Origin of the sequence: Pedobacter mendelii (assembly GCF_014635725.1) — a bacterium.
GTDB classification, from domain to species: domain Bacteria; phylum Bacteroidota; class Bacteroidia; order Sphingobacteriales; family Sphingobacteriaceae; genus Pedobacter; species Pedobacter mendelii.
The window spans coordinates 111,780-135,641 of sequence record NZ_BMDJ01000012.1; the positions used below are offsets into that span (position 1 = coordinate 111,780).

The 23,862-nt window shown below is 34.3% G+C and carries 27 protein-coding genes; 19 read left to right on the forward strand and 8 right to left on the reverse strand.

Features of this window, described 5'->3' with window-relative positions; genetic code table 11:
- Window positions 1-5 precede the first annotated feature (5 nt).
- From IEV50_RS17695 to IEV50_RS17730, 8 genes are all read left to right on the forward strand, one after another.
- Window positions 6-629: a 1-acyl-sn-glycerol-3-phosphate acyltransferase gene (locus tag IEV50_RS17695; RefSeq protein ID WP_188416913.1), complete on the forward strand. Its 624-nt coding sequence runs from the start codon at window positions 6-8 to the stop codon at window positions 627-629.
- Window positions 626-1,723, forward strand: a complete 1,098-nt coding sequence (locus IEV50_RS17700) for a glycosyltransferase family 2 protein (RefSeq protein ID WP_188416914.1) — start codon at window positions 626-628, stop codon at window positions 1,721-1,723. The genes IEV50_RS17695 and IEV50_RS17700 overlap by 4 nt, the downstream gene beginning before the upstream one ends.
- The gene (locus IEV50_RS17705) at window positions 1,693-2,349 is read left to right on the forward strand and encodes a carotenoid biosynthesis protein (protein ID WP_188416916.1); all 657 of its coding nucleotides are present in this window, start codon (window positions 1,693-1,695) and stop codon (window positions 2,347-2,349) included. Before IEV50_RS17700 ends, IEV50_RS17705 begins: the two co-directional genes overlap by 31 nt.
- A gap of 30 nt (window positions 2,350-2,379) precedes the next feature.
- Window positions 2,380-3,228, forward strand: a complete 849-nt coding sequence (locus IEV50_RS17710) for a 4-hydroxy-3-methylbut-2-enyl diphosphate reductase (protein WP_188416918.1) — start codon at window positions 2,380-2,382, stop codon at window positions 3,226-3,228.
- A gap of 54 nt (window positions 3,229-3,282) precedes the next feature.
- Complete coding sequence (locus tag IEV50_RS17715) at window positions 3,283-3,957, forward strand: fatty acid desaturase (RefSeq protein WP_188416920.1); 675 nt, start codon at window positions 3,283-3,285, stop codon at window positions 3,955-3,957.
- Between the two features lie 82 nt (window positions 3,958-4,039).
- On the forward strand, window positions 4,040-5,053 hold the full coding sequence (gene hemH / locus IEV50_RS17720) for a ferrochelatase (protein WP_188416922.1): 1,014 nt from the start codon (window positions 4,040-4,042) through the stop codon (window positions 5,051-5,053).
- A gap of 41 nt (window positions 5,054-5,094) precedes the next feature.
- Window positions 5,095-5,550 (forward strand): Xre family toxin-antitoxin system antitoxin, encoded by a 456-nt coding sequence (locus tag IEV50_RS17725; protein WP_188416924.1) that lies wholly within the window; start codon window positions 5,095-5,097, stop codon window positions 5,548-5,550.
- A complete protein-coding gene (locus tag IEV50_RS17730) occupies window positions 5,550-5,999 on the forward strand; it encodes an RES family NAD+ phosphorylase (protein ID WP_188416927.1) in 450 nt (149 codons plus the stop codon). The genes IEV50_RS17725 and IEV50_RS17730 overlap by 1 nt, the downstream gene beginning before the upstream one ends.
- On the opposite strand, the gene IEV50_RS17735 is transcribed toward IEV50_RS17730, so the two are convergent.
- On the reverse strand, window positions 5,989-7,257 hold the full coding sequence (locus tag IEV50_RS17735; RefSeq protein ID WP_308785484.1) for a 3-deoxy-D-manno-octulosonic acid transferase: 1,269 nt from the start codon (window positions 7,255-7,257) through the stop codon (window positions 5,989-5,991). The genes IEV50_RS17730 and IEV50_RS17735 overlap by 11 nt on opposite strands.
- Before the next feature lie 11 nt (window positions 7,258-7,268).
- Here IEV50_RS17735 and IEV50_RS17740 point away from each other — a divergent pair, with 11 nt between their 5' ends.
- From IEV50_RS17740 to IEV50_RS17760, 5 genes are read left to right on the forward strand one after another with little or no spacing between them, the layout of a single operon-like run.
- Entirely contained in the window at window positions 7,269-8,579 is a 1,311-nt protein-coding gene (locus tag IEV50_RS17740; RefSeq protein WP_188416930.1) for a UDP-glucose dehydrogenase family protein, read from the forward strand.
- Between the two features lie 2 nt (window positions 8,580-8,581).
- Window positions 8,582-9,571 (forward strand): UDP-glucuronic acid decarboxylase family protein, encoded by a 990-nt coding sequence (locus IEV50_RS17745; protein WP_188416931.1) that lies wholly within the window; start codon window positions 8,582-8,584, stop codon window positions 9,569-9,571.
- 3 nt (window positions 9,572-9,574) lie between these two features.
- Window positions 9,575-10,597: a UDP-glucose 4-epimerase GalE gene (galE, locus tag IEV50_RS17750; protein WP_188416932.1), complete on the forward strand. Its 1,023-nt coding sequence runs from the start codon at window positions 9,575-9,577 to the stop codon at window positions 10,595-10,597.
- Complete coding sequence (locus IEV50_RS17755; RefSeq protein WP_188416933.1) at window positions 10,598-11,152, forward strand: hypothetical protein; 555 nt, start codon at window positions 10,598-10,600, stop codon at window positions 11,150-11,152.
- Window positions 11,153-11,174: 22 nt separating this feature from the next.
- Window positions 11,175-11,912 (forward strand): tyrosine-protein phosphatase, encoded by a 738-nt coding sequence (locus tag IEV50_RS17760; RefSeq protein ID WP_188416934.1) that lies wholly within the window; start codon window positions 11,175-11,177, stop codon window positions 11,910-11,912.
- 3 nt (window positions 11,913-11,915) lie between these two features.
- Here the strand turns inward: IEV50_RS17760 and IEV50_RS17765 are convergent, their stop codons facing one another.
- Both IEV50_RS17765 and IEV50_RS17770 read right to left on the reverse strand, forming a co-directional pair.
- A complete protein-coding gene (locus IEV50_RS17765; RefSeq protein WP_188416935.1) occupies window positions 11,916-13,148 on the reverse strand; it encodes an ABC transporter permease in 1,233 nt (410 codons plus the stop codon).
- 113 nt (window positions 13,149-13,261) lie between these two features.
- A complete protein-coding gene (locus tag IEV50_RS17770) occupies window positions 13,262-13,615 on the reverse strand; it encodes a HesB/IscA family protein (RefSeq protein ID WP_188416936.1) in 354 nt (117 codons plus the stop codon).
- A gap of 91 nt (window positions 13,616-13,706) precedes the next feature.
- Here IEV50_RS17770 and IEV50_RS17775 point away from each other — a divergent pair, with 91 nt between their 5' ends.
- From IEV50_RS17775 to dnaA, 3 genes are all read left to right on the forward strand, one after another.
- Window positions 13,707-14,237 (forward strand): DUF7935 family protein, encoded by a 531-nt coding sequence (locus tag IEV50_RS17775; RefSeq protein WP_188416938.1) that lies wholly within the window; start codon window positions 13,707-13,709, stop codon window positions 14,235-14,237.
- A 130-nt stretch (window positions 14,238-14,367) separates the two neighbouring features.
- The gene (locus IEV50_RS17780) at window positions 14,368-15,915 is read left to right on the forward strand and encodes an acyl-CoA mutase large subunit family protein (RefSeq protein WP_188416940.1); all 1,548 of its coding nucleotides are present in this window, start codon (window positions 14,368-14,370) and stop codon (window positions 15,913-15,915) included.
- 446 nt (window positions 15,916-16,361) lie between these two features.
- The gene (gene dnaA, locus IEV50_RS17785) at window positions 16,362-17,792 is read left to right on the forward strand and encodes a chromosomal replication initiator protein DnaA (protein ID WP_188416942.1); all 1,431 of its coding nucleotides are present in this window, start codon (window positions 16,362-16,364) and stop codon (window positions 17,790-17,792) included.
- Between the two features lie 144 nt (window positions 17,793-17,936).
- On the opposite strand, the gene IEV50_RS17790 is transcribed toward dnaA, so the two are convergent.
- From IEV50_RS17790 to IEV50_RS17810, 5 genes are all read right to left on the reverse strand, one after another.
- The gene (locus IEV50_RS17790) at window positions 17,937-18,488 is read right to left on the reverse strand and encodes an NUDIX hydrolase (RefSeq protein ID WP_188416944.1); all 552 of its coding nucleotides are present in this window, start codon (window positions 18,486-18,488) and stop codon (window positions 17,937-17,939) included.
- Window positions 18,489-18,524: 36 nt separating this feature from the next.
- Window positions 18,525-18,914 carry a hypothetical protein gene (locus tag IEV50_RS17795; protein WP_188416946.1) on the reverse strand — a complete coding sequence of 130 codons (390 nt, stop codon included), beginning with the start codon at window positions 18,912-18,914 and terminating at the stop codon, window positions 18,525-18,527.
- 115 nt (window positions 18,915-19,029) lie between these two features.
- Window positions 19,030-19,821, reverse strand: a complete 792-nt coding sequence (locus tag IEV50_RS17800) for a TPM domain-containing protein (RefSeq protein ID WP_188416963.1) — start codon at window positions 19,819-19,821, stop codon at window positions 19,030-19,032.
- 3 nt (window positions 19,822-19,824) lie between these two features.
- Window positions 19,825-20,268 (reverse strand): TPM domain-containing protein, encoded by a 444-nt coding sequence (locus IEV50_RS17805; protein ID WP_188416953.1) that lies wholly within the window; start codon window positions 20,266-20,268, stop codon window positions 19,825-19,827.
- An 85-nt stretch (window positions 20,269-20,353) separates the two neighbouring features.
- Entirely contained in the window at window positions 20,354-20,935 is a 582-nt protein-coding gene (locus IEV50_RS17810) for a LemA family protein (RefSeq protein ID WP_188416955.1), read from the reverse strand.
- A 108-nt stretch (window positions 20,936-21,043) separates the two neighbouring features.
- Here IEV50_RS17810 and IEV50_RS17815 point away from each other — a divergent pair, with 108 nt between their 5' ends.
- The 3 genes from IEV50_RS17815 to IEV50_RS17825 are packed head-to-tail and all read left to right on the forward strand — an operon-like array spanning window position 21,044 to window position 23,448.
- Window positions 21,044-22,585, forward strand: coding sequence for an NAD(P)/FAD-dependent oxidoreductase (locus IEV50_RS17815; RefSeq protein ID WP_188416956.1), 1,542 nt, complete (start codon window positions 21,044-21,046; stop codon window positions 22,583-22,585).
- Between the two features lie 32 nt (window positions 22,586-22,617).
- Complete coding sequence (locus IEV50_RS17820; RefSeq protein WP_188416958.1) at window positions 22,618-23,085, forward strand: DinB family protein; 468 nt, start codon at window positions 22,618-22,620, stop codon at window positions 23,083-23,085.
- A 3-nt stretch (window positions 23,086-23,088) separates the two neighbouring features.
- The gene (locus IEV50_RS17825; RefSeq protein WP_188416959.1) at window positions 23,089-23,448 is read left to right on the forward strand and encodes a CoA-binding protein; all 360 of its coding nucleotides are present in this window, start codon (window positions 23,089-23,091) and stop codon (window positions 23,446-23,448) included.
- The last annotated feature ends 414 nt before the right edge of the window (window positions 23,449-23,862 follow it).

Consider the following 23,862-nt stretch of genomic DNA (forward strand, 5'->3'; position numbering starts at 1 on the left):
CCACAATGTACTATCCCCGAAAAAATACAATCATATATAAATTTTTTTCCTGGTATATTCATTTCATTATTAATAAAGATTTTGCTGCTTTCAAATTTGATAGCCTGGATGTTAAACCAAACTCATCGGTTTTGATTTTAGCAAACCATTTCAGTTGGTGGGATGGTTTTTTAATATTCTACATTAACAAAAAAGTATTCAATAAAAAGTTTCATGTTTTGGTAAATGCTGAAAACTACAAAAAGGTTAGTTTTCTGAAATATCTTGGCGCTTTTGCAGCCGAAAACAGTGGTAAGGATGTATTAGAAACATTAAATTATGCGGGTAAATTACTTGATAGTGCTGATAATTTGGTTCTGGTTTTTCCACAAGGTAAATTATTTTCCAATCACCTTAAAAGCATAAACTTCGAAAAAGGAGTAATGCAGATGATTAATTCAAGCCAGAAAAAAATAAATATAGTTTTTGCTGCCACTTTCATCGATTTTTTTGCAAAGCGCAAGTCATCAGCATATACATATCTTCAAAACTGGGAAACCGAAGAATATATAAGTCTTCAGGTATTAAAAAGTGCTTATAATAAACACTACGATAATTCTGTTGTTAAACAAATACAAATTACAGAATGACGATTTTTATTTACGCAACGCTTATTTTCCTTGTAATCAGGTTTTCCGTAACCGTTTTTAACTTTCTTTCCAATCCAAAACTATCAAGGGCATTTAAATATTATCAAGACAAGGTTTCTATTCTTATTCCTGCCAGAAATGAATCTGAAAACATTATTCAATTGCTGCAGTCTATAAAAGAACAGGATTATACCAATTATGAAGTACTTGTTTTAGATGATAACAGCAGCGATAACACATTTGAACTAGTACAACTTTTTTCGAAAGAAAACCAGCAGTTTAAAGTTGTTAAAGGAAAAGCACTACCTGCAGATTGGCTTGGTAAAAATTATGCTTGCCACCAACTATCCGAAATAGCAACAGGTAAATATTTTTTATTTTTAGATGCTGATGAAGTTATAAAAAGGGGTTTAATTAACAGCCTTATTTTTAGGATGGAAACTGAAAACTTAAGTCTATTAAGCTTATTTACTAATCAAATAACGTTGAGCTTTGGTGAGCAGCTAACTGTTCCGTTAATGCATTTTATTTTACTCAATTTGCTGCCTTTGCGCTTGGTTAAGCTATCGAAAAATCCTGCTTTTGCTGCTGCAAGTGGACAATGTATGTTTTTTAACGCTAGTAATTACAGAGAAAGATTATGGCATCAACATGTAAAACATAAGGTAGTAGAAGATGTTGAGATAATGAAACTTGTAAAAAACGATGGTTTTAAGGGCGAAGCTTTATTAGCTAATGGATTAATTTACTGCCGCATGTATAAAAATATTAACGAAAGTGTTAATGGTTTTAGTAAAAATTTACTTGCCGGTTTTGGTAATAACATTATAATATTATTACTTTACCAGCTTTTGGTAATTGTTGGGCCAGTAGTTTTAGCTGTAAACTTTAATATTAGCTTACTTATATTGCCTATAACCTTAATTGTTTTAAGCAGAGTAATGATATCATTTTTATCAGGACAAAGTGCGATGTTAAATTTAATATTGCATCCTTTACAAATGTTATTGTTTCTGCTAATTTCAATTGTATCAATAAAAAAGTATTTATTTAAAACAGGAACATGGAAGGGCAGATTGATAAAGCCGATTTAAAAATAAAAAAGGTGGCTGTAGCCATTATTGTCATTTTTCATTTGGTTGGTTTGCTTGGGTTTTTAATTCCTACAGCACAGCCATATTTTATTAGAATGGTGCCATTTCATCTGCTGCTGATGTTTTTTGTAATTATATTCTCTTATAATGGAGATATAAAAAGGCTTTTACTTTTTGTTTCAGGTGTATTTATTTGCGGTTTTTTAGTTGAGGTTTTAGGCGTAAAAACTGGTAAAATTTTCGGCAGTTATTATTACGGTACAACATTAGGATTTAAAATAGCCACAGTTCCTTTACTTATGGGAGTAAATTGGGTACTCTTAATTTTTAGTGCCGGGCAAATGATAAAAAGTTTAAAAATTCGCAATGGTATAGTTGCTTCCCTATTGGGTGGATTGTGTTTAATTACATTTGATTTCTTTTTGGAGCCAATTGCAATGAAATTTGACTACTGGCATTGGGATTGGCATGAAATTCCCCTACAAAATTATGTGGCCTGGTTTATTGTCTCGGTAATTTTATTAAAATTTTATTATGCACTTGGCCTAAAACAGCAAAAGTATATTGGTACCACAATGTATGTTTCTCAACTAATATTTTTTGTTGTCTTGTACATGACAAGATGATAGAATATTTTTGTTTAATTTTGTAATGCAATGAGTTATAATTTACAAGTTACCATAGATAAATCATCGGGCTTTTGCTTTGGCGTAGTTTACGCTATAGAAATGGCTGAAGATATTTTAGATGGCGAGGGCTATCTGTATTGTCTTGGCGATATTGTTCATAATGATGAAGAAGTTGAGCGTTTAACAAAGATGGGGCTCAAAATTATAGACCATGAATTTTTAAAAACTCTTAAAAATGAAAAGGTTTTAATAAGGGCACATGGAGAAGCGCCATCAACATATCAACTTGCTTTAGAAAATAATTTAACACTTATTGATGCTTCTTGCCCTGTGGTTTTAAAACTGCAGAATAGAATTAAAAGTTCTTATGATGATAATGAGCAAATCCTTATTTTTGGTAAGCACGGGCATGCAGAGGTTATTGGCTTACAAGGCCAGACGGATGGAAAGGCTATTGTTTTTCAGGATTTGGCTGAACTGGATAATGTAGAGCTGCCTTCTAAGTTTACTTTATATAGCCAAACAACCAAGAGTACTGATAAATTTTATCATATAAAAGATCAACTGTTATCTCGTGGTTACGAAGTTAAAGCGAACGATACAATTTGCCGGCAAGTATCCAACCGTTATCAGGAACTGGAAGAATTTGTAAGTTATTACAATAAAATCATTTTTGTTTCAGGCAAAAAATCATCAAATGGAAAGGTTCTTTACGATGTTTGTAAAAAATATAATGATAATTCCTATTTCATATCTAATGTAGAAGAATTGCATACTACTTGGTTTAATGAAAATGATAAAGTAGGTATTTGTGGTGCCACATCAACACCCATGTGGTTGATGGAAAATGTAAAAGCAGCACTAGAACATTATTAATCTTTCAGCAAGCAAATCAATTTCCTGTTAAAACTGTTATTAAGAAAAAGCTAATTGATAAATATTCAATCATATAGAGGCATCTTTGTTGCATTAGCAGTTATTGTTTGCTGGTTCGCATTAATATTTTCTCTTTTGAGTTGGGATTTCGAATGGAATAATGCCCTAGTTTACCTGATGGTTTTTGTTCAGATGCATTTATATACAGGATTATTTATCACAGCTCATGATGCCATGCATGGAACAGTTTCATCAAATAAAAAGTTAAACAATTTTTTCGGGTATCTTTCCGTATTTCTATACGCAGGATTTTTCTATAATAAGCTTTACGATAAACACCATAAGCATCATTATTATGTTCATACGGAAGAAGATCCGGATTTTGCACCACATGGTTTTTGGAAATGGTATTTTAGATTTATGTTAAATTATGTAACTATTATTCAATTGGTGATAATGGCTATTGCTTTTAATGTTTTGAAAATTTGGGTTCACGAGAAAAATCTGTTGGTATTTTGGATTTTGCCATCATTATTAAGTACATTTCAATTGTTTTATTTCGGCACATATCTTCCTCATAAAGGCGATCATGATAATGAACATCATGCTTCTACACTAAATAAAAATCATTTCATAGCTTTTATAACTTGCTATTTTTTTGGCTATCATTTAGAGCATCATCAAAAGCCAGCTACACCATGGTGGCAATTGTACAAAACAAAAGCTTAGTTTTTACCAAATCTTGATATTTGGGAATCGTTTATTGATGCTGAAAAGGTGATATTTGAGCCACAAAACATATTTTATTTAAATGAGCAAAAAGGGAATTTTACTGGTTAATTTAGGAACACCTGATAGTCCTGCCGTATCTGATGTAAAAAAGTATTTAGATCAGTTTTTAATGGATGAAAGGGTAATTGATATTGCTGCCTTTAATAGAACGCTTTTAGTTAAAGGTATTATTGTCCCTTTCCGTAGTCCTAAAACAGCTAAATTATATAAAGAGATTTGGGGTGAAAATGGATCTCCGCTTTTGTACTACAGTAAATTGCAGGCAAAAATGTTGCAAGAAAGATTAGGAGATAATTACCATGTAGAATTGGCAATGCGTTATCAAAGTCCTTCTATTGCTTCTGCTTTGGCTAATTTAAAAGCTGGTTTAGTAGAAAGTATTCAGGTTATTCCAATGTTTCCTCAATATGCATCGGCAAGTACAGGTTCTGTTATGCAATTGGTAATGGAGTTGGTAAGTAAGTGGCAAACCGTTCCACCAATTTCTTTTATCAATTCTTTTCACGATAACGAGTTAATGGTAAAAGTTTTCGCTGAGAATGCGAGAAAGTACAATCCAGAAACTTATGATCATATATTATTCAGCTTCCATGGATTACCAGAGAGACAACTTTTAAAGTGTGATCATACTGGAAGCTACTGCTTAAAAAATGCTGATTGTTGCCAAACATTAAGCGATACCAATAAATTTTGTTACTCTGCTCAGGGGCACGATACTGCAAGATTAATCGCTAAAGAGTTGAATATTTCAAAAGAGAACTATACCGTTTGTTTTCAATCACGTTTGGGTAAAGATCCTTGGGTTCAGCCTTACACCACTGATATTTTAAAGAAATTAGCTTCAGAAGGTAAAAAACGTTTATTGGTTTTTAGTCCGGCCTTTGTAGCCGACTGCTTGGAAACACTTTACGAAATTACTGTAGAATACCACGAAGAGTTTAAAGCTTTAGGTGGTGAACACGTTCAGTTAGTTGAAAGCTTAAATGATAGCCCTGTTTTTATTGAAGCGTTAGCTGGAATGATTAAAAATTAGAAAAAATTCTTTAGTATAGAGAAAAATTTCTATATTTGAGTATGAAAAAGTCTAAAGCTTATAACATAGAAAATTCTGAACCAATTGTTGAAGAAGCTATGGTTCATTATCAGGCCATGTATGCCAATCCTGTTGCATTGCTTTCAAATTCAAAAAGAGGTTTAGCAGCAAAAGCAGCTCTAGATTTTATTTCTATATCGGGTTTTACTTACGATGAGTTTCAAACTACGTTTAAAACAACCGTAAAAACCATCCAAAACTATGCTATTCAAGATTTAAAACTTGATGCATCTTTAAGCGAAAAATTGCTTAAATCTTTTGCGTTATTTAAAAAGGGTATTGAGGTTTTTGGCTCATCAATTGCTTTTCATCAATGGTTAAATACCAGTGCTTTTGGTTTGGGTAATCAAATTCCTTTTAGCTTAATGGATACATTTACAGGTATTACTTTAATTGAGGAAGAACTAATACGTATCGAGTTTGGAGATTTAGCTTAATGTTTGTTTTCAGGATTACTTTAACTAAATATGCCGATAGTTTGGTGGCTTCTGGTAGAGCCGCAAGATGGAATAGCAATGATATTAAAGTTATTTATACCTCTGGGTCTCGAGCTTTAGCCTGCTTAGAAAACGTTGTTCATAGAAGTAAGCTAGGTTTATCAACAAATTTTAGTGTAATGCAGGTAGAGATACCGAATTCAATATCTGTAACCGAAATTCATTTAAAAGATTTGCCAAAAAACTGGCATGATTTTGAGCACATGAACTTGATGCAGAAAATCGGAAATCAATGGGTAAAAGATGGTAAAACAGCAATTTTAAAAGTTCCTTCATCAATCATTCACGAAGAGTTCAATTATCTTTTAAATCCAAATCATCCTAATTTTAACAAAATAAAATTAAAAGAAGTATTGCCCTTTTTATTTGATGATCGGATTAAAAATTAATATTTTTCAATATAACTTCCGTTGCTCCTTTTTTCTCTGCTACATAATTTTTAGCAGCGGCTGATGAACTTTGATTTTGATTAAAGTATTCAAAAGCAGTAATTAATTCTTCTGTTGTTGAAATACTTTTGGCCGCAGCTATTTTAATTAAATCTTTCGCTTCTTGAAATTTATGATATTTTGGACCAAAAATTACAGGTAAACCAAATGCTGCTGCCTCTAAAGTATTATGTATTCCAGCACCAAAACCACCGCCAATATATGCTAACTTTCCGTATTGATATAAGGAGGAAAGCATCCCAATATTATCTATAATCAAAACTTGAGATTGAGGTTTTGACCTTTGAGATTTCCATTCAGAAAATTTAATTGCTTGAGGAAATAAAGTTTGAATATTTTGAATATTGCTTCCGTCAATTTCATGTGGGGCAATAATAAACTTCCAGTTTGGGTATTTTAAAGACAATTCTGCTAATCGTTTTTCATCTTCTGGCCAAGTGCTTCCGCAAATTAAAACAGGTGAGTTATTACAAAATGCTTCTATTTCTGGTAATTTCTTTGGTGAAATCGAATTCTCATAAACTCTGTCGAATCGGGTATCACCACTAATCGTTGTATTGCTTAATCCAATTGATTTTAAAAGTAAATCACTTTCTTCATTTTGAACAAAGAAATGATTTACATATTTTAATATACTTCTATAAAAGCCACCGTAGCTTTTGAAAAAAATCTGTTCTTTTCTGAATATTCCTGATATTACAAATAATGGGATTTTGTTCTTGCTGAGTTCTTTAAAATAGTAGTACCAAAATTCATATTTTGTAAAAATCGCTATTTCAGGATTAACAATTTCGATAAATCGTTTCGCGTTTTTTTTACTATCCATAGGTAAGTAAAAGATGCCATCTGCCAAAGCATAGTTTTTTCTTATTTCATAGCCTGAAGGAGAAAAAAAAGTAATAATTATTTTTTTTTGAGGATATAACTCCTTTAATTTTTCGAGAACAGGTCGGCCTTGCTCAAATTCGCCTAAAGAAGCGAAATGAAACCATATATTTTGGTCAGATATATTAGTTTTTTCCGTTATCTGTTTGAAAATCTGTTTCCTTCCTGAAATAAAAAATGCCGCTTTTGAGCTAAAAAAGGAAAAAATCCAAATAATTAAGGTGTAAATTTTAATTCCTATTGTATAAAGTAAAAGCATTGATTGGATTTTATTATCTTCGTGGCAAGATATAACGAAAATATTTAAAATCACTTATTAAATATATGAAAATAGCCGTAGTTGGTACAGGATACGTAGGTTTAGTTACCGGAACGTGTTTAGCAGAAACAGGAAATAATGTAATCTGTGTAGACATTAATGAAGCTAAAGTAAAAAAAATGCAAGATGGTCAGGTTCCGATTTACGAGCCTGGGTTGGATTTGCTTTTCCATAGAAATATAGAACAAGGCAGGTTACACTTCACTACTAATCTTGCAGAGGCTATTGAAGAAGCTCAAATTATTTTTATGGCTTTGCCTACGCCTCCGGGTGGAGACGGAGCTGCTGATCTTTCCTATATTTTAGGTGCGGCAAAAGACATTTCAAAAATTATTAAGGGATATAAAATCATCGTTAACAAATCTACCGTTCCAGTTGGTACAGCAGATAAAGTTAGGGCTGTATTTTCAGAAAACACAGATATTGAAGTCGATGTTGTTTCAAATCCTGAGTTTTTACGTGAAGGCGTTGCTGTAGAAGATTTTATGAAACCAGACCGTGTGGTGTTGGGAACAACAAGTGAAAGAGTAAAGAAATTAATGACCGAACTTTATGGTCCTTATGTTCGTCAGGGAAACCCGATTTTGTTTATGGATGAGCGTTCATCGGAATTAACAAAATATGCTGCGAACTCATTTTTAGCTACAAAAATTACTTTTATGAATGAGGTAGCCAACCTTTGCGAATTGGTTGGTGCTGATGTAGATGCAGTAAGAAGAGGAATTGGTTCTGATGAGCGAATTGGTAAACGTTTCCTTTTCCCTGGAATTGGCTACGGTGGTTCTTGTTTTCCTAAAGATGTTCAGGCATTGGTAATGGCTGCAGATGAAAACACTTATGATTTCCAGATCCTTAAATCGGTTATGGAAGTTAACGAGCGCCAAAAAACTATCCTGGTTGATAAAGTTTTAAAATACTATAAAAACGATATTGCTGGTAAACATTTTGCGCTTTGGGGTCTTGCTTTCAAACCTGAAACGGATGATATCCGCGAAGCACCGGCATTGTACATTATTGATGCATTGGTTAAAAACGGCGCAACTGTAACTGTTTTCGATCCGGAAGGAATGGATAATGTAAAAAATATTATAGGCGATAAAGTTGTGTTTGCCGACAATCAATACGATGCTTTAAAAAATGCAGATGCACTATTAATCGCAACAGAATGGTCGGTATTCCGTAACCCTGATTTCGAGAAAATAGAATCAATCCTAAAAAATAAAGTAATTTTCGATGGAAGAAACCTATACGATCTTCAGAAAATGATAGATTTGGGATATTATTATAACAGTATTGGTCGTAAATTAATAGATTAAGCATGAGCACTAAAAGAATTTTAATTACCGGTGCAGCCGGATTTTTAGGCTCGCACCTTTGCGACCGTTTTATAAAAGAAGGTTATCATGTTATCGGTATGGATAATTTGATTACTGGAGATTTAAGTAATATCGAACATTTATTTCATTTAGAGAATTTCGAGTTTTATAATCACGACGTTTCTAAATTTGTTCATATACCCGGAACACTAGATTATATTTTACACTTCGCATCACCTGCAAGTCCAATAGATTATTTAAAAATCCCGATTCAAACCTTAAAAGTAGGTTCTTTGGGGACGCATAATTTATTAGGATTAGCAAGAGCAAAAGGCGCTAGAATGCTAATTGCATCTACTTCAGAAGTTTATGGTGACCCAAGTGTTAATCCTCAACCAGAAGAATATTGGGGTAACGTGAACCCGGTTGGCCCTCGCGGTGTTTATGATGAAGCAAAACGTTTCCAAGAAGCGATAACAATGGCTTACCATACTTTCCACGGTGTAGAAACGCGTATTATTCGCATTTTTAATACTTATGGGCCAAGAATGCGATTAAATGATGGCCGTGTTTTACCGGCTTTTATTGGTCAGGCATTACGTGGTGAAGATTTAACCGTTTTCGGTGATGGTAGTCAAACGCGTTCGTTTTGTTACGTTGATGATTTAATTGAAGGCATTTACCGTTTACTGATGAGCGATTATGCTCAGCCTGTAAATATTGGTAACCCCGATGAAATTACAATCAAACAATTCTGCGAAGAAATTATAAAATTAACAGGTACATCACAAAAAATAGTTTATAAAGAACTTCCGCAGGACGACCCTAAACAACGCCGCCCAGATATTACTAAAGCCAGGGCTTTGTTAAACTGGGAGCCAAAAGTTGGCCGTGCAGAAGGCTTAAAAATTACTTATGACTACTTTAAATCATTGCCTGAAGAGGCTTTGGCAAAAATAGATCATAAAGATTTCCATAAATACAATCGTTAAAAAATGTCTAAAATTTTAGTTACCGGAGGTACCGGATACATAGGTTCTCATACTGTTGTTGAATTGCATAACACAGGTTATGAAGTTGTAATTATTGATGATTTATCAAACTCTAGTATTAAAATTTTAGATCAGATTGAAGCGATCATTGGTGTAAAACCAGAGTTTCACCAATTCGATTTATGTGACGTTCAAAAAGTAAATGATTTTGCTGCGAATAATAATGATATTACAGGTATCATTCACTTCGCAGCTTTTAAAGCTGTTGGAGAATCCGTTCAAAAGCCTTTAAAGTACTATAAAAACAATTTCTTTAGTCTTATTAATCTGTTAGAAGCTTTCAATAGAAAAATCAATTTTGTGTTTTCTTCCTCTTGTACGGTATATGGTCAGCCAGATAATTTACCAGTTACAGAAGATGAAAAAGTTAAGCAGGCAGAATCTCCTTACGGAAATACAAAGCAGATTGCGGAAGAAATTTTGGTAGAAACTGCTGCTGTAACTCCAGATTTGAATGTTATTGCTTTGCGTTATTTTAACCCGGTTGGTGCACATGAAACAGCCTTAATTGGCGAATTACCGATTGGTGTTCCCGCAAATTTGGTGCCTTTTATTACTCAATCTGCAATTGGTAAACGTGGACCGATTACTGTTTATGGTGATAATTACGATACACCTGATGGCAGTGCAATTCGTGATTATATCCATGTTGTAGACTTGGCAAAAGCTCATGTTGCAGCTATAAAAAGAATGGAAGCCAAAAAATCAGAAACCAATTATGAAGTTTTCAATATCGGTACAGGAAAAGGATCTTCTGTTTTAGAAATTATTAAGGCTTTTGAAAGCTCAACCGGTGAAAAGTTAAATTATCAAATCGGTCCAAGAAGGGAAGGTGATATTGAGAAAATTTATGGGGATGTAACTAAATCTAAAAATTTATTGGATTGGCAAACAGAACTTGATATTAATGAAATGATGCGCTCTGCCTGGGAATGGGAAAAATACATTAAAGCCAACCCTTTTTAAATGAAGCTTGCAGAGCATAAAAACTTAAAAACGGCCATAACAGAGCTACCTGTTAAAGAAAAAGATAAGTTGTTGCTACGCTTAATTGCAAAGGATAAGGTTTTAACTGAGCATCTTCATTATAAATTGCTTGAAGATGAGAGCGACCTTGAATCCCGTAAAGAGCAGATAAAATCGGATATAGAAAGTCAAATTTCCGAACTCAAAAAACTTAGTGTAAAAGAGGCGCTTGTTAAAGTTAGAAAAATGATAACTGGTGTTAATCACTTTTATAAAGTAACAAAAGATACATTTGGTGAGGTAGAACTTAAAGTCTACATTTTAAATAAAATTCCTGTCGATTATAAAAGATCAATTTTTGGCTACAAAGATTTTGGTTTTCTGTTTGCAACTTTTTACATAAAAACGGTAACGATAACTTTAAACAAGTTTAAAAAACTTCACGAAGATCTCCAATTTGATTTAAGCGAAAATATAAATCAATTGCTAGCTAAAATTTATTCTTCTAAATTAGCAGGTGCTGCTGAAGCAGCAGATTTGCCCAAAGAAGTTTAAATTAAATACCGTTAAAATTATAATGTTCGGATTTTTTAAGAAGAAAAGAATAATACCTGAATTTAATTTTTCAAATATTAGAACAGATATGCATTCGCACATCATTCCGGGTATAGATGATGGTGCTCAAACCCTTAACGATTCCTTATTGCTTGCCAAAAAATTTAAAGCACTCGGATTTAAAAAACTTATTGCAACACCGCATATCATGGCAGATTACTTCAGAAATACACCTGATACAATTAATCGTGGACTTGATATTTTGAGAAAAGGATTACATGAAATTCAATTGGATTTAGAAGTTGAGGCAGCCGCTGAATATTATTTAGATGAAACATTCGAGCGAAAAATTAAGCAAAAAGAAGTTTTAACTTTTGGTAAAAATTATCTTTTATTCGAACTTTCTTATATTAATGAACCGCAAAATCTTTTTGATTTTATCAAAACCATTCAAAATGCAGGATATAAGCCTGTTTTAGCTCATCCCGAAAGGTATCCTTATTATTATGGAGATAAAGAAACCTATCACCAAATAAAAGAAAATGGTTGTTTACTGCAGTTAAATTCTATTGCTTTGGCAGGATATTACGGTTCAGGTGCAAAGAAAGCGGCAGAACAAATGGTTAAAAATCATCTGGTTGATTTTATCGGTAGCGACATGCATCACCTTAAACACGCAGCTGCTTTAGAAGAAAGTTTAAATACAGCGTCTATGCAAACACTTTTAAGCGTCCATCAGTTGAATAATGTGTTGCTCTAATATTTATTCATATCTCAACGCTTCTACTGGATCTAATTTCGAGGCTTTTTTTGCAGGATAATAACCTGAAAGAATACCTACTCCAACGCAAATAACAAAACCGCCAAATATAAACAGCCATGGAATTATAAAAGAGCCGCCCATAGCAAGCGATATTAAATTTCCTATAACAATTCCAAGAAAGATACCCAAACTGCCACCCATTAAACAAATTACTACGGCCTCAATTAAAAACTGCCGACGAATAACTTTTGGATTTGCTCCAATAGCCTTTCTAATTCCAATTTCTCTCGTTCTTTCTGTTACAGATACAAGCATGATATTCATTAAGCCGATTGATGCTCCAATAAGTGTTATTATACCAATTGCTACACCTCCAATTGCTACGAAAGCTAAATTCTCAAAAAGTGTTTGTGCTACTGCGTCACTTTTGGTTATTTCAAAATTATTGGTTTCGTTAATTTTAACCTTCCTTATGTTTCTGAACAAAGATGTAGATTCTCCGATAATATTTTCCTGCATATCATTCGTAGGAACCATTACTGTAATTGTGTATGATGGATTTGCATTGGAATTAATCTGCTTCGCTTTCAAAAGCGGAACATAAACTGCTCTATCTCCACTAAAACCCATACTCGAACCTTTAGTTGCCAAAACGCCAACAATCTTAAATCTGTTGTTCCCAACGTTAATAAGCTTATCCATCGGATCAGCATTTTTAAATAGTTTATCAACGATTTCGCTTCCCACAATGCAAACGTTACTTCCAAGCTGAACTTCAGAAATACTGAAATTTCGCCCTTCTGATAAACTTAATCCTTGAGAATTCAATCCGTTTTCATCAATTCCCTGAACATTAATATTCGGGTTTGTTTTTAAACTTCCGTTTTTTACCGTAGATCCACCACTTGCAAAAACACTAACTGCAACCGTTGCAGGTGTGTTTAAACTATCTTTAAATTTTACTGCATCTTCGTAACGGATAGCTTTAAATGGTTTTGGTCTTTTTCCTTGTCCGCCGATTCTTATTCCCGTACCACGATTACGAATGGTGAATGAATTGGCACCCATGCTACTAAAGGCTTGAGTCATACTAGTTTTTACAGCATCTAGCGTGGTTAAAATACCAACCAGTGCACTTAAACCAATAGCGATAATTAGAGCTGTAAGCATAGTACGTAAGCGATTGCTTTTGATAGATTGTAATGCCAGCCTGATATTTTCTCTGTAATTCATTTAGTTATAAGCGTAATTGCGATAGGATTTGTTCCGGACAAACTGTACTAAAAATAAAAAAGTCCCCATGTTTAGACAAGGGGACATTACAATATGTTACAATAATATTTTCTTTATGCCGAAAAACTTGTTCCGCACCCACAAGTACTTGTTGCATTGGGGTTAACAAAGGTAAAGCCGCGAGAGTTTAAACCATCTTGCCAATCAATCATCATACCCATTAAATACATTTGATGCGCTTTATTCATAAAAACTTTAATGCCATCAATAAAGTATTCCTGATCGCCTTCTTTTCTTTGATCAAAACCCAAAATATAGTTCATGCCTGCGCAACCGCCACCTTCAACACCTACACGTAAACCATAATCATCGCCAATTTCTTGCTGATCTTTTAATTTATATAACTCTTTTGCTGCACCTTCAGAAAAAGTAACCGGTGCAAATGATGTATCAACTGTTGTGCTCATGTTATTTAAATTTTATCTGTTACAAATATAAATAATAATGCACATTTTTGCTTTTATCGGGTTTTAATATTACCGTAGTTAAACAATACAGATGAACATACAACAAATTATTACAGATACTTTAATTCTTGCAGGTGGAATTTTTATAGCTTTAATCGCAATCTATTTCGTTTTAAAGAATGATATCCAACGGTTTTTTAATTTGAAAACTATTGAATTAAATAAAGAAAGCAGGGCGCATATTTTACCTTTACGATTACAGGCACACGAGCGTTTGATTATATTTATTGATAGAATTAATCCTGCTAATTTGTTGGTTCGCCTTCATCAGCAAGGAATTGGAATTGCTGTATTGCAGGCGGGAATTTTAAATGAAATACGTTCAGAATACCAACATAACATAACACAGCAGCTTTATGTTAATAGTATTGCCTGGAATGTGGTTCGCAAACTAAAGGATGATACCATTGCAATGATTAATAATGCTGTACAAGGTTTACCTGTAGATGCAAACGGAATTGAATTGAGCAAGGCAATTTTACAGCACATGGCAAGTATTGATGAAAATCCTTATGATTTAACTATTGAGTTAATTAAAAAAGATATAAGCCTATTATTTTAATAGGTAAATTGTGAAGGTGGTTAATCATTTTAGTGTTTTAATTGTGGGATAATGTAAGGGTTAATCAGTTTCTGCAATTAATCTATATATTACTTAGGAAATGAACCAATGACTAATTAACTAACAAAATATGAGCGATAAAAAGCATACCACAACATCAGGCATAGAAATAAAAGAACTTTATTATGTGGCAAAGCCGATGGAAGAAAAGCCAGGAGAATTTCCTTTTACTAGAGGAATTCAAAAGGATATGTACCGCGGGCGATTGTGGACTATGAGGCAGTATGCAGGCTTTTCTACCGCAGAAGAATCTAATAAACGTTATCATTACTTATTAAGTCAGGGTACAACAGGTTTGTCAGTTGCTTTTGATTTACCAACACAGATAGGATATGATTCTGATCACGAAATGGCTGATGGAGAAGTTGGAAAAGTTGGTGTGGCGATTGATTCTTTAAAAGATATTGAAATTTTGTTCGATGGAATTGAACTAAAAAACATCACCACTTCAATGACAATTAATGCAACTGCAACTATTCTTTTGGCAATGTATATGGCTTTGGCAAAAAAGCAAGGTGCCGATTTAAAACAAATTTCTGGAACGATACAGAATGACATATTGAAAGAATATGCCGCAAGAGGAACTTATATTTATCCGCCTAAACAATCTATGCGATTGATTACAGATATTTTTGAGTTTTGTAGTAAAGAAGTTCCTAAATGGAATACCATATCCATTTCTGGTTACCATATTCGAGAAGCAGGTTCTACTGCCGTTCAAGAATTAGCTTTTACTTTAGCCAATGGAAAAACTTACCTTAAAGCAGCGATTGATAAGGGATTAGACATTAATATTTTTGCAAAACGGTTATCATTTTTCTTCAATTGTCATAATAATTTTTTTGAAGAAATTGCAAAATTCAGGGCGGCAAGAAGGATGTGGGCAAAAATTACAAAAGAATTGGGCGCTACTGACGATAAGGCACAAATGCTTCGTTTTCATACACAAACAGGCGGCTCAACATTAACTGCCCAACAGCCTTTAAATAATGTTATCAGAGTAACCAATCAAGCTATGGCTGCCGTTTTAGGCGGAACTCAATCCTTGCATACAAATGGCTATGATGAAGCGCTTTCGTTACCAACAGAAGCAGCAGCAAAAATCGCATTGCGTACCCAGCAAATTATCGGGTTTGAAAGTGGTGTTACCGATACCGTTGATCCTTTGGCGGGTTCGTTTTTTGTTGAAAGTCTTACCGATGAAGTTGAGGCAGCTGCATGGCTTTATATTGATAAAATTGATGCTATGGGTGGATCAGTATATGCTATCGAAAGTGATTATATGCAACAAGAAATTGCTGCTTCTGCTTACCAATACCAGAATGAAATAGAAGATGGGAGCAGGGTATCTGTTGGTGTAAATAAATTTACTCAAAAAGAAAAAGGCATTACGGAAGTTTTTATTATTGATGATTCCATCCGAAAGCTGCAAACTCAAAAGCTCGATAAATTAAAATCCGAAAGAGATAATAATGCTGTAAAACAAGCATTAAATTCAATTGGCGAAGCTGCTAAAAAAGACGTTAATCTTATGCCTCTTATCATTGATGCCGTTGAAAAATATGCTACGCTTGGCGAAATTGCTGATGTTTTGAGAAATACCTTTGGAGAATACTGATCGCTATTGCACTGATATTAAAATACCCATAAAGATAAAATAGAACTACAATTTTTACTTGTAAAAAAGAATGAAGGCCTTGGCTTTTTATTTGTTTTAAGGTAAAAGCTTTAATTTCAGTTGATTCCATATTAAACAAATAAAACTACAGCAAACAGTGCGGCTAAAATTAATATGGCTTGGAATTTGCTCCTCTACCACTGATTTGAAATAAAGGGCTAAAAGAGCAATAAATCGAATTTTTTATGGTAAACAAATGTTAAGAAATAGTTATCCACACTAAAAATTCAGGTTAAGTGCTATAGGTTACTGCTTATGAATACGTTACAAAATAATTGAAATTTTTGTTTCAAATGTTGATAATTTTATCAATATTCGTAGTCCCGAAACGAACCATCCCGTAAATCCGAATCGGCACTGTAAACCAATAAATTATAGAAATCGCAATGGAAAAAACTTGTACAGAAGTGTGGAAGAACTGTCTTCAAATTATTAAGGATAACATCCCGAACCAAAGTTTTAAAACCTGGTTCGAGCCAATAACAGCCCTTAAATTAGAAGGTAAGGTTTTAACCATTCAAGTACCGAGTTTGTTCTTTTACGAATGGCTTGAAGAACACTATGTAGGCTTACTACGTAAAACTGTTAAAAAACAACTCGGAGAGGATGGCCGGTTAGAATATAACATCGTTGTAGATAAATCATCAAACAGCGGAAGTCCTTACACTACAAATATGCCATCGAACGGAAACGGAGCAGAGGCAAAAATTCAATCTATGCCTATTCCGGTATCGATTAATAAAGACATTAAAAACCCTTTTATTATCCCCGGATTAAAAAAATTAAACGTCGATCCTCAGCTAAACTCTAACTATACTTTCGAAAATTATATTGAAGGAGATTGCAACCGACTAGCTCGTTCTGCTGGTTATGCTGTCGCAGCTAAACCAGGTGGTACATCGTTTAATCCATTAATGATTTATGGTGGAGTAGGCTTAGGAAAAACTCATTTGGCTCAAGCAATTGGCAATGAGATAAAACGTAGCATGCCAGATAAACTGGTTATTTATGTTAGTTGTGAGAAATTCTGCCAACAGTTTGTTGATTCATTAAAAAATAATACAATTAACGATTTTGTTAATTTTTATCAGGCAATGGACGTTATCATTATGGATGATGTGCACAACTTTGCAGGTAAAGAAAAAACGCAAGATATTTTCTTCCATATTTTTAATCATTTACATCAATCTGGAAAGCAAGTTATTTTAACGTCTGATAAAGCACCGAAAGATTTAGCCGGTTTAGAAGAACGTTTGTTAAGTCGCTTTAAATGGGGGCTTTCTGCAGACTTACAAATTCCGGATTTAGAAACTCGTATTGCGATTTTGAGAAAGAAAATGTATGCTGATGGTATTGAATTGCCAGGAGAGGTTGTAGAGTATGTTGCACACAATATCGATAATAATGTACGTGAACTTGAAGGAGCAATGGTTTCTTTATTGGCTCAGGCTACTTTGAACAAAAAGGAAATCGATTTAAATCTTGCAAAACAGATGCTGAAAAATTTCATCAAAAATACTTCAAAAGAGATTTCGATGGAATACATTCAAAAATTGGTTTGTGAGTATTTCGAAGTTCCTGTTGACATGGTTAAATCGCAAACGCGTAAACGTGAAATTGTTCAAGCCCGTCAGATTTCGATGTACCTTTCAAAAAGTCATACAAAATCATCATTAAAAACAATAGGTGCTTTCTTCGGTGGTCGCGACCACAGTACGGTTATTTACGCCTGCCAAACAGTAGAAGATTTAATTGATACCGATAAAAAGTTTAAAGCTTACGTACACGATATCCAAAAGAAATTAAAAATGAGCTAAATTAGGTGTAAGGTTTAAGATAAAACCTATCTTTTATGCTTAAAGTTTAAAACAGGAAAAGTCTCAATTGTTGAGACTTTTCCTGTTTTGTCTTATTGCTAGCCCGAGATAATAGAGCCAGTACTTTTTTTATTAAGAGTTGATTTAATCTCCCTTTTCCAACTCTGCCAATCCATACAGCAAAGCGGCAACATGCAAAGCTTGTGCAATTTTATTATCCTTAATAAATTGCTTAACCTCTTCAATAGTGTACTCCTCTACATTCAGAATTTCGTGTTCATCTAAATGTTGTTCATGAGTTTTAACGCCGCCGGTTAAAACATATGTAAAGGTTAAATTATTCGCTGTTGCAGGATTTGGATAAAGTTCTGCAACTAATTTACAAGTTTTAAAGCTGTAACCAGTTTCTTCCAAAAGCTCTCGTTTAATGGCAAATTCTGGTTCTTCATCTCCATCAATTACACCACCTGGAACTTCTAAAGAAATAATATTTGCAGCATGTCTATATTGACGAACCATAATTATTTTACCTTCTTCGGTTAAAGCAATAGCATTAACCCAATTCGGATATTCTAAAACATAATAATCATCTTTAATTATTCCGTCTGGTAGTTTTACTTCATCAACCCTTAATGTCGCCCATTTCTCTTTCACGAGATATTTAGAGGCAATTTTCTGCCACTTTTCTACAATCATAATTGTTTTTAAATTCTTAAGCCAAAAGGTAAACTGCTAATTTAAATACTGCTGAATTATCTTTTGGCGATGCATATTAACCAGATGAACAATTTTATGTTTACCAGCAAGTGTATTATAAATCAAGTTAAGCTTTGGAGCAATAATGGTATTGCGTTCATTACTAACGCCTAATTCATAATATAAAAATTCACTCAATGAATCGAGCTTTTCTGAGGATAAATCAATTTCATTAAGCCAGATTTCGAATTTTGAGGCATCTTCATTCTCAAGAATTTCCAGAGGAAGAGAAAAGTTTACTCTCATTGTTTCTTCAAAAAGTTGATTTGCATCTTCAACTTTACTTTCAAGTTTTAAACCCATTATTCTGGCTAAAACCTGGGCAAGTTTCTGAATTTCTGCTGTTATTAAGTCTCTTCTATACATTTGAACTTTAATATTGGATAATTTACCAATAATCAAAAACCAATTAACAAATAAAGATTTAACTATTACTTAATGGACTCAACCCTGCCATATCTTAAAATCTTTAAATCCTGGTTTACCAACTTCCGCTTGAGCCTCCACCGCCGAAACTTCCGCCACCAAATCCGCCAAATCCACCTCCACCTGATGAGCCTCCGCCGCCCCAACTACTTCCGCCTCCAAAGCCACTTCCACCACGACCACCGCCGCCGCTTCCGAAAAGCATAGCCCAGAATAAAGCATTAGATGCACCGCGGCTTCCAATAATTTCGCCATTTCCACCGCCACCACCTTTGCGCATGATAACTATAATCACAATAATGATGATGATGATAACAATTACGCTACCAGATCCTCCATTTTTAGAAGAAACCCTAGGCTTATCATTTTTGTACTCGCCTTTAGTATATTTAATAATAGAAGTTATTCCTGCATCTAAACCAGCATAATAATCCCCTGCTTTGAAATTGGGTTTAATGTCATTATCAATAATTCGTTTAGCATAAATATCAGGTAGTGCACCCTCGACACCATAACCTGTTTGGATGGAGATTTTTCTATCTCCAACCGCTACAACAATCATAATACCATTGTTTTTGCCACTTTGGCCAACGCCCCATTTTCTGCCTAACTCTACCGCATATTCATTTATATCATAATCGCCCACAGATTTTACAATTGCTATTGCAATTTGTGTTGATGAAGAATCATCAAATGCCACAAGCTTTTGTTCTAATGCCTGTTTTTGTGTAGCAGATAATACATTTGAATAATCGTTAACTAATGTTGTAGGTTTTGCAGGGAAATCTTGAGCAATAGCAACCGAAAATAATAAGCTAAAAAGCGATAAAAGAAATATTTTTTTCATCATCTATTTATTGTCTTGTTTATCCATGTACACAATATCATTTGGCAGCTCATTTATATCTCCCGATTGATAGGGGAAGAATAATGCTAATTTCTCTCCCGCCAAAGCTACGCCTGCAATAACTCCATCTGCTAAATTGCCTTTAGCAAAATGTGCATTCATTGCAACTTTTGATGTTTCCCAAAAATTTTCTGGTACAACCCTGTTAATTCCAGAGTCTCCAATTATGGCAAACTTATGGTCGGCATGAGCCAGATAAATTAATACACCGTTTCGTTGCGCAGTTTTATCCATATCTAATTTAGAGAAATACTCAATTGCTCTTTCATAAGCATCACCGGCGCAATGTTTATCAACTGCAATTCTAATCTCTCCTGAAGTAGCTTTTTCTGCATCAGCAATCGCCTTTGCTATTTTATCTTGTTCAATATCTGAAAATAACGACATGTCTTTAACTTAAAATGAATTAAAAAGGGTAATAAATGTTCAACTTAATAAACACATATTACCCCTAAATGTTATTTCTAGACTATTAAAACTCTACTTTAGGTGCGTCTTTAGCTGTTGCATCAGCTTCAAAATAACCTTTTGCTTTAAAGCCAAACATTCCTGCTGTTAAGTTTGTAGGGAAAGACCTGATTTTACCATTATATTCCTGTACGGCATCATTAAAATCTTTACGTGCAACAGTAATCCTATTCTCTGTACTTTCCAATTGTGCAGATAAATCGCTAAACTGTTGCGTAGCCCGTAATTCAGGATAAGCTTCGGTAATGGATAATAATTTACCTAAAGCCTGACTTAACTGACCTTGAGCAGCCTGATATTTTTGAATGTTTTCTGGTGTTAATTCATCAGCTTTAACTGTCATTTGTGTTGCTTTTGCACGTGCCTCAACAACAGCTGTTAAAGTTCCTTGCTCAAATTTAGCTGCACCTTTAACTGTACTAACCAAGTTTGGAATCAAATCCGCTCTTCTTTGATATTGGGTTTGCACGGTTCCCCATTTCGATTTTACATTCTCATCAAGTTTAACCATGCTATTGTATCCGCATGAACTTAAAGTACTAACTGCAATTACAGCAGCTAAAATTCCAAATACTAATCTTTTCATTTTTATGGTTTTTGTTTATTTTGTCAAATTGAATTATTGTCAATTTACTAATTAGATATCAAATTCTGTACCTTTGTTACAATTCGGGATAAAAACCTGACAAGTTGTATGCACAAAGATGTCGAAATTACACTGCTCCCGCACCAGATCGAGCAGCCAGAAGTTATTAATCAGAAATTAGCTGATGTACTAAAACTGCCTGAAAGTAGAATTAAAGACTACGAAATTCTAAAACGTTCTATCGATGCGCGCTCACGAAAAGTTATTTATCGCCTGCAAATAAAAGCATTTGTTGATGAAGAACCAATACCTCAAATTCATACCGTAAACTATCAAAATGTCAGTGATGCAAAACCTGTACTAATTATTGGTGCAGGCCCGGCCGGATTATTTGCCGCATTACAATGCATAGAAAATGGTTTAAAGCCAATTATTATAGAAAGAGGAAAAGATGTTAAGCAACGTCGCCGCGATTTAGCCGCCATAAATAAGCAGGGAGTTGTAAATACAGAATCAAATTACTGCTATGGAGAAGGTGGGGCGGGAACTTATTCTGATGGGAAATTATATACCCGTTCCAATAAGCGGGGTGATATTAATAAGGTACTACAAGTTTTTGTAAATCATGGTGCAGAGCCAGATATTGCTATCGATGCCCGCCCGCACATCGGCACTAATAAATTGCCTCATATTATAACCTCTATAAAGGATACTATATTAAACGCTGGTGGCGAAGTCATGTTCGATAGCCAAATGACCGATATTTTAATTGAGTTTGGTAAAATAAAAGGTATCGAAATTAATTTTGAAGATAAACTTTTTGCGGATAATATAATTCTTGCAACCGGTCATTCCGCAAGAGATGTTTATGAATTGCTCAATAGAAAAAACATTCTTATCGAGGCGAAACCCTTTGCTTTAGGCGTTCGCATCGAGCATCCACAAGAAATAATAGATGCTGCACAATATCATTGCGATACCCGTTCCGAATTTTTACCGCCGGCTTATTATAGTTTGGTGGAACAGGTTGGCAGCCGTGGTGTATTCTCTTTTTGTATGTGTCCAGGTGGCATTATTGCGCCTTGCGCTACAGGCGAAAACGAAATCGTCGTAAATGGTTGGTCACCATCTAAAAGAAATAATCCATTTGCCAATTCGGGTACAGTTGTTCAGGTTACTTTAAATGATGTTCAGGGTTACGATCCTCTGCGGATGTTAAATTTTCAATCAGAAATAGAAAAGCGTGCCTTTGAAGCTGGCGGAGGCAATTTAGTTGCGCCTGCCCAACGCATGATGGATTTTGTTAACAATAAATTATCTATCGATTTGCCGAAAAACTCCTATCTGCCAGGAACTAAAAGTGTAATGCTCGATAATATTTTGCCAGGATTTGTTTCAGATAGTTTAAGAGTAGCATTGCCATTATTCGGAAACAAGATTAGAGGCTATTATACAAATGAAGCTATTTTAGTTGGCGTTGAAAGTAGAACATCTTCACCAATACGCATACCCAGAGATAAAGAAACTTATCAGCATCCACAAATTAAAGGCCTATACCCTTGTGCAGAAGGAGCAGGTTATGCTGGTGGAATCGTTTCTGCGGCAATTGATGGAATAAACTGTGCAAATGCAATCTTAACAGCATCTTAAAACTATAATAGTGTACCGTTTGTTAATTCTCCATGTTTAATATAACCAATGAAATCAAGAAAGCATTTAATGGCGATGCATGGCATGGAAATCATATTATGCAAACATTGAATAATGTAAAACCTGAAAATGCGTTTAAATATTTAATTCCTGGGGCGCATTCAATTGCCGAAATAGCCATGCATTTAACAGGTTGGACTGAAGAAGTATCTTCAAGATTAAGTGGTAATTTAGCTAATGAACCTGCAATGGGCGACTGGCCGTTGCAGGAAGTTAAAACGCCTCAAGCCTGGGAAAAAATTATCTTCAACTTTAAAATTGCTAACGAAGAATTAATTCGGATATGTGAAAGTTTTAAAGATAGCGATTGGAATAACGACACAAACGACAAGAGAAATCCAGCTCTGGGCACCGGAGTTTCAAATGCAGAACTTTTAAATGGCTTAGTTCAGCACCATGCATACCACTCTGGTCAAATTGCACTATTATCAAAATTTTAATTTATGAAAAAGACACTTATTATCGGTGCATCACCAGATCCATCACGTTATGCATATAAAGCAGCACATATGCTAACGCGCTTCAATCATGAAATTGTAAACGTTGGCATTAAACGCGGCGAAGTTGCAGGTGTTGAAATAGAAAAGCCAGGTGAAATTCATGATGATATAGATACCATAACCTTATATATTGGCCCGGATTTGCAGGCTCAGTACCACGATTATATTGTAAATACAAAACCAAAACGGGTTATTTTTAATCCGGGTACCGAGAATTATGAGTTAGAAAAATTATTAGATCAACATAATATCGAGCCATTGCGTGCCTGTACATTAGTTTTATTGAGTACTGGCCAGTATTAAATTTTTTAGAAAAGCAGGGTCTGTACTACTATTATAGTGTAGTCCCGCCCTCCATTCCAAATCCTCGGTTCGTTCCTCACCTTGCGGGTTTTCCATTTAGGTCGGGTTTATTTCACTTTTTTTGCGATAAATACTGAGGCTTCGGCTTTCTGACTCAAACCAAAATCCACTAAAATGCAATTAAAATAGTTTTCCGAAAACTCATCAACGATTTTTTTCTTAGTGTAAATCATACACTTACGTTGATTTTGCTATAAACACTACAAATAGTTTGGTGTCAATCAGATTTTTTTCTACTTTTGCAACCCGCTTCGGAGGAAGGGAAAATGTTTGAAGGGTGAAAAGAAAAGGTTTAGAATTATTTGGAAATAGTTCTTGTGGGAGGGAGAAAGTTTGTTACCTTTGCAACCCTGT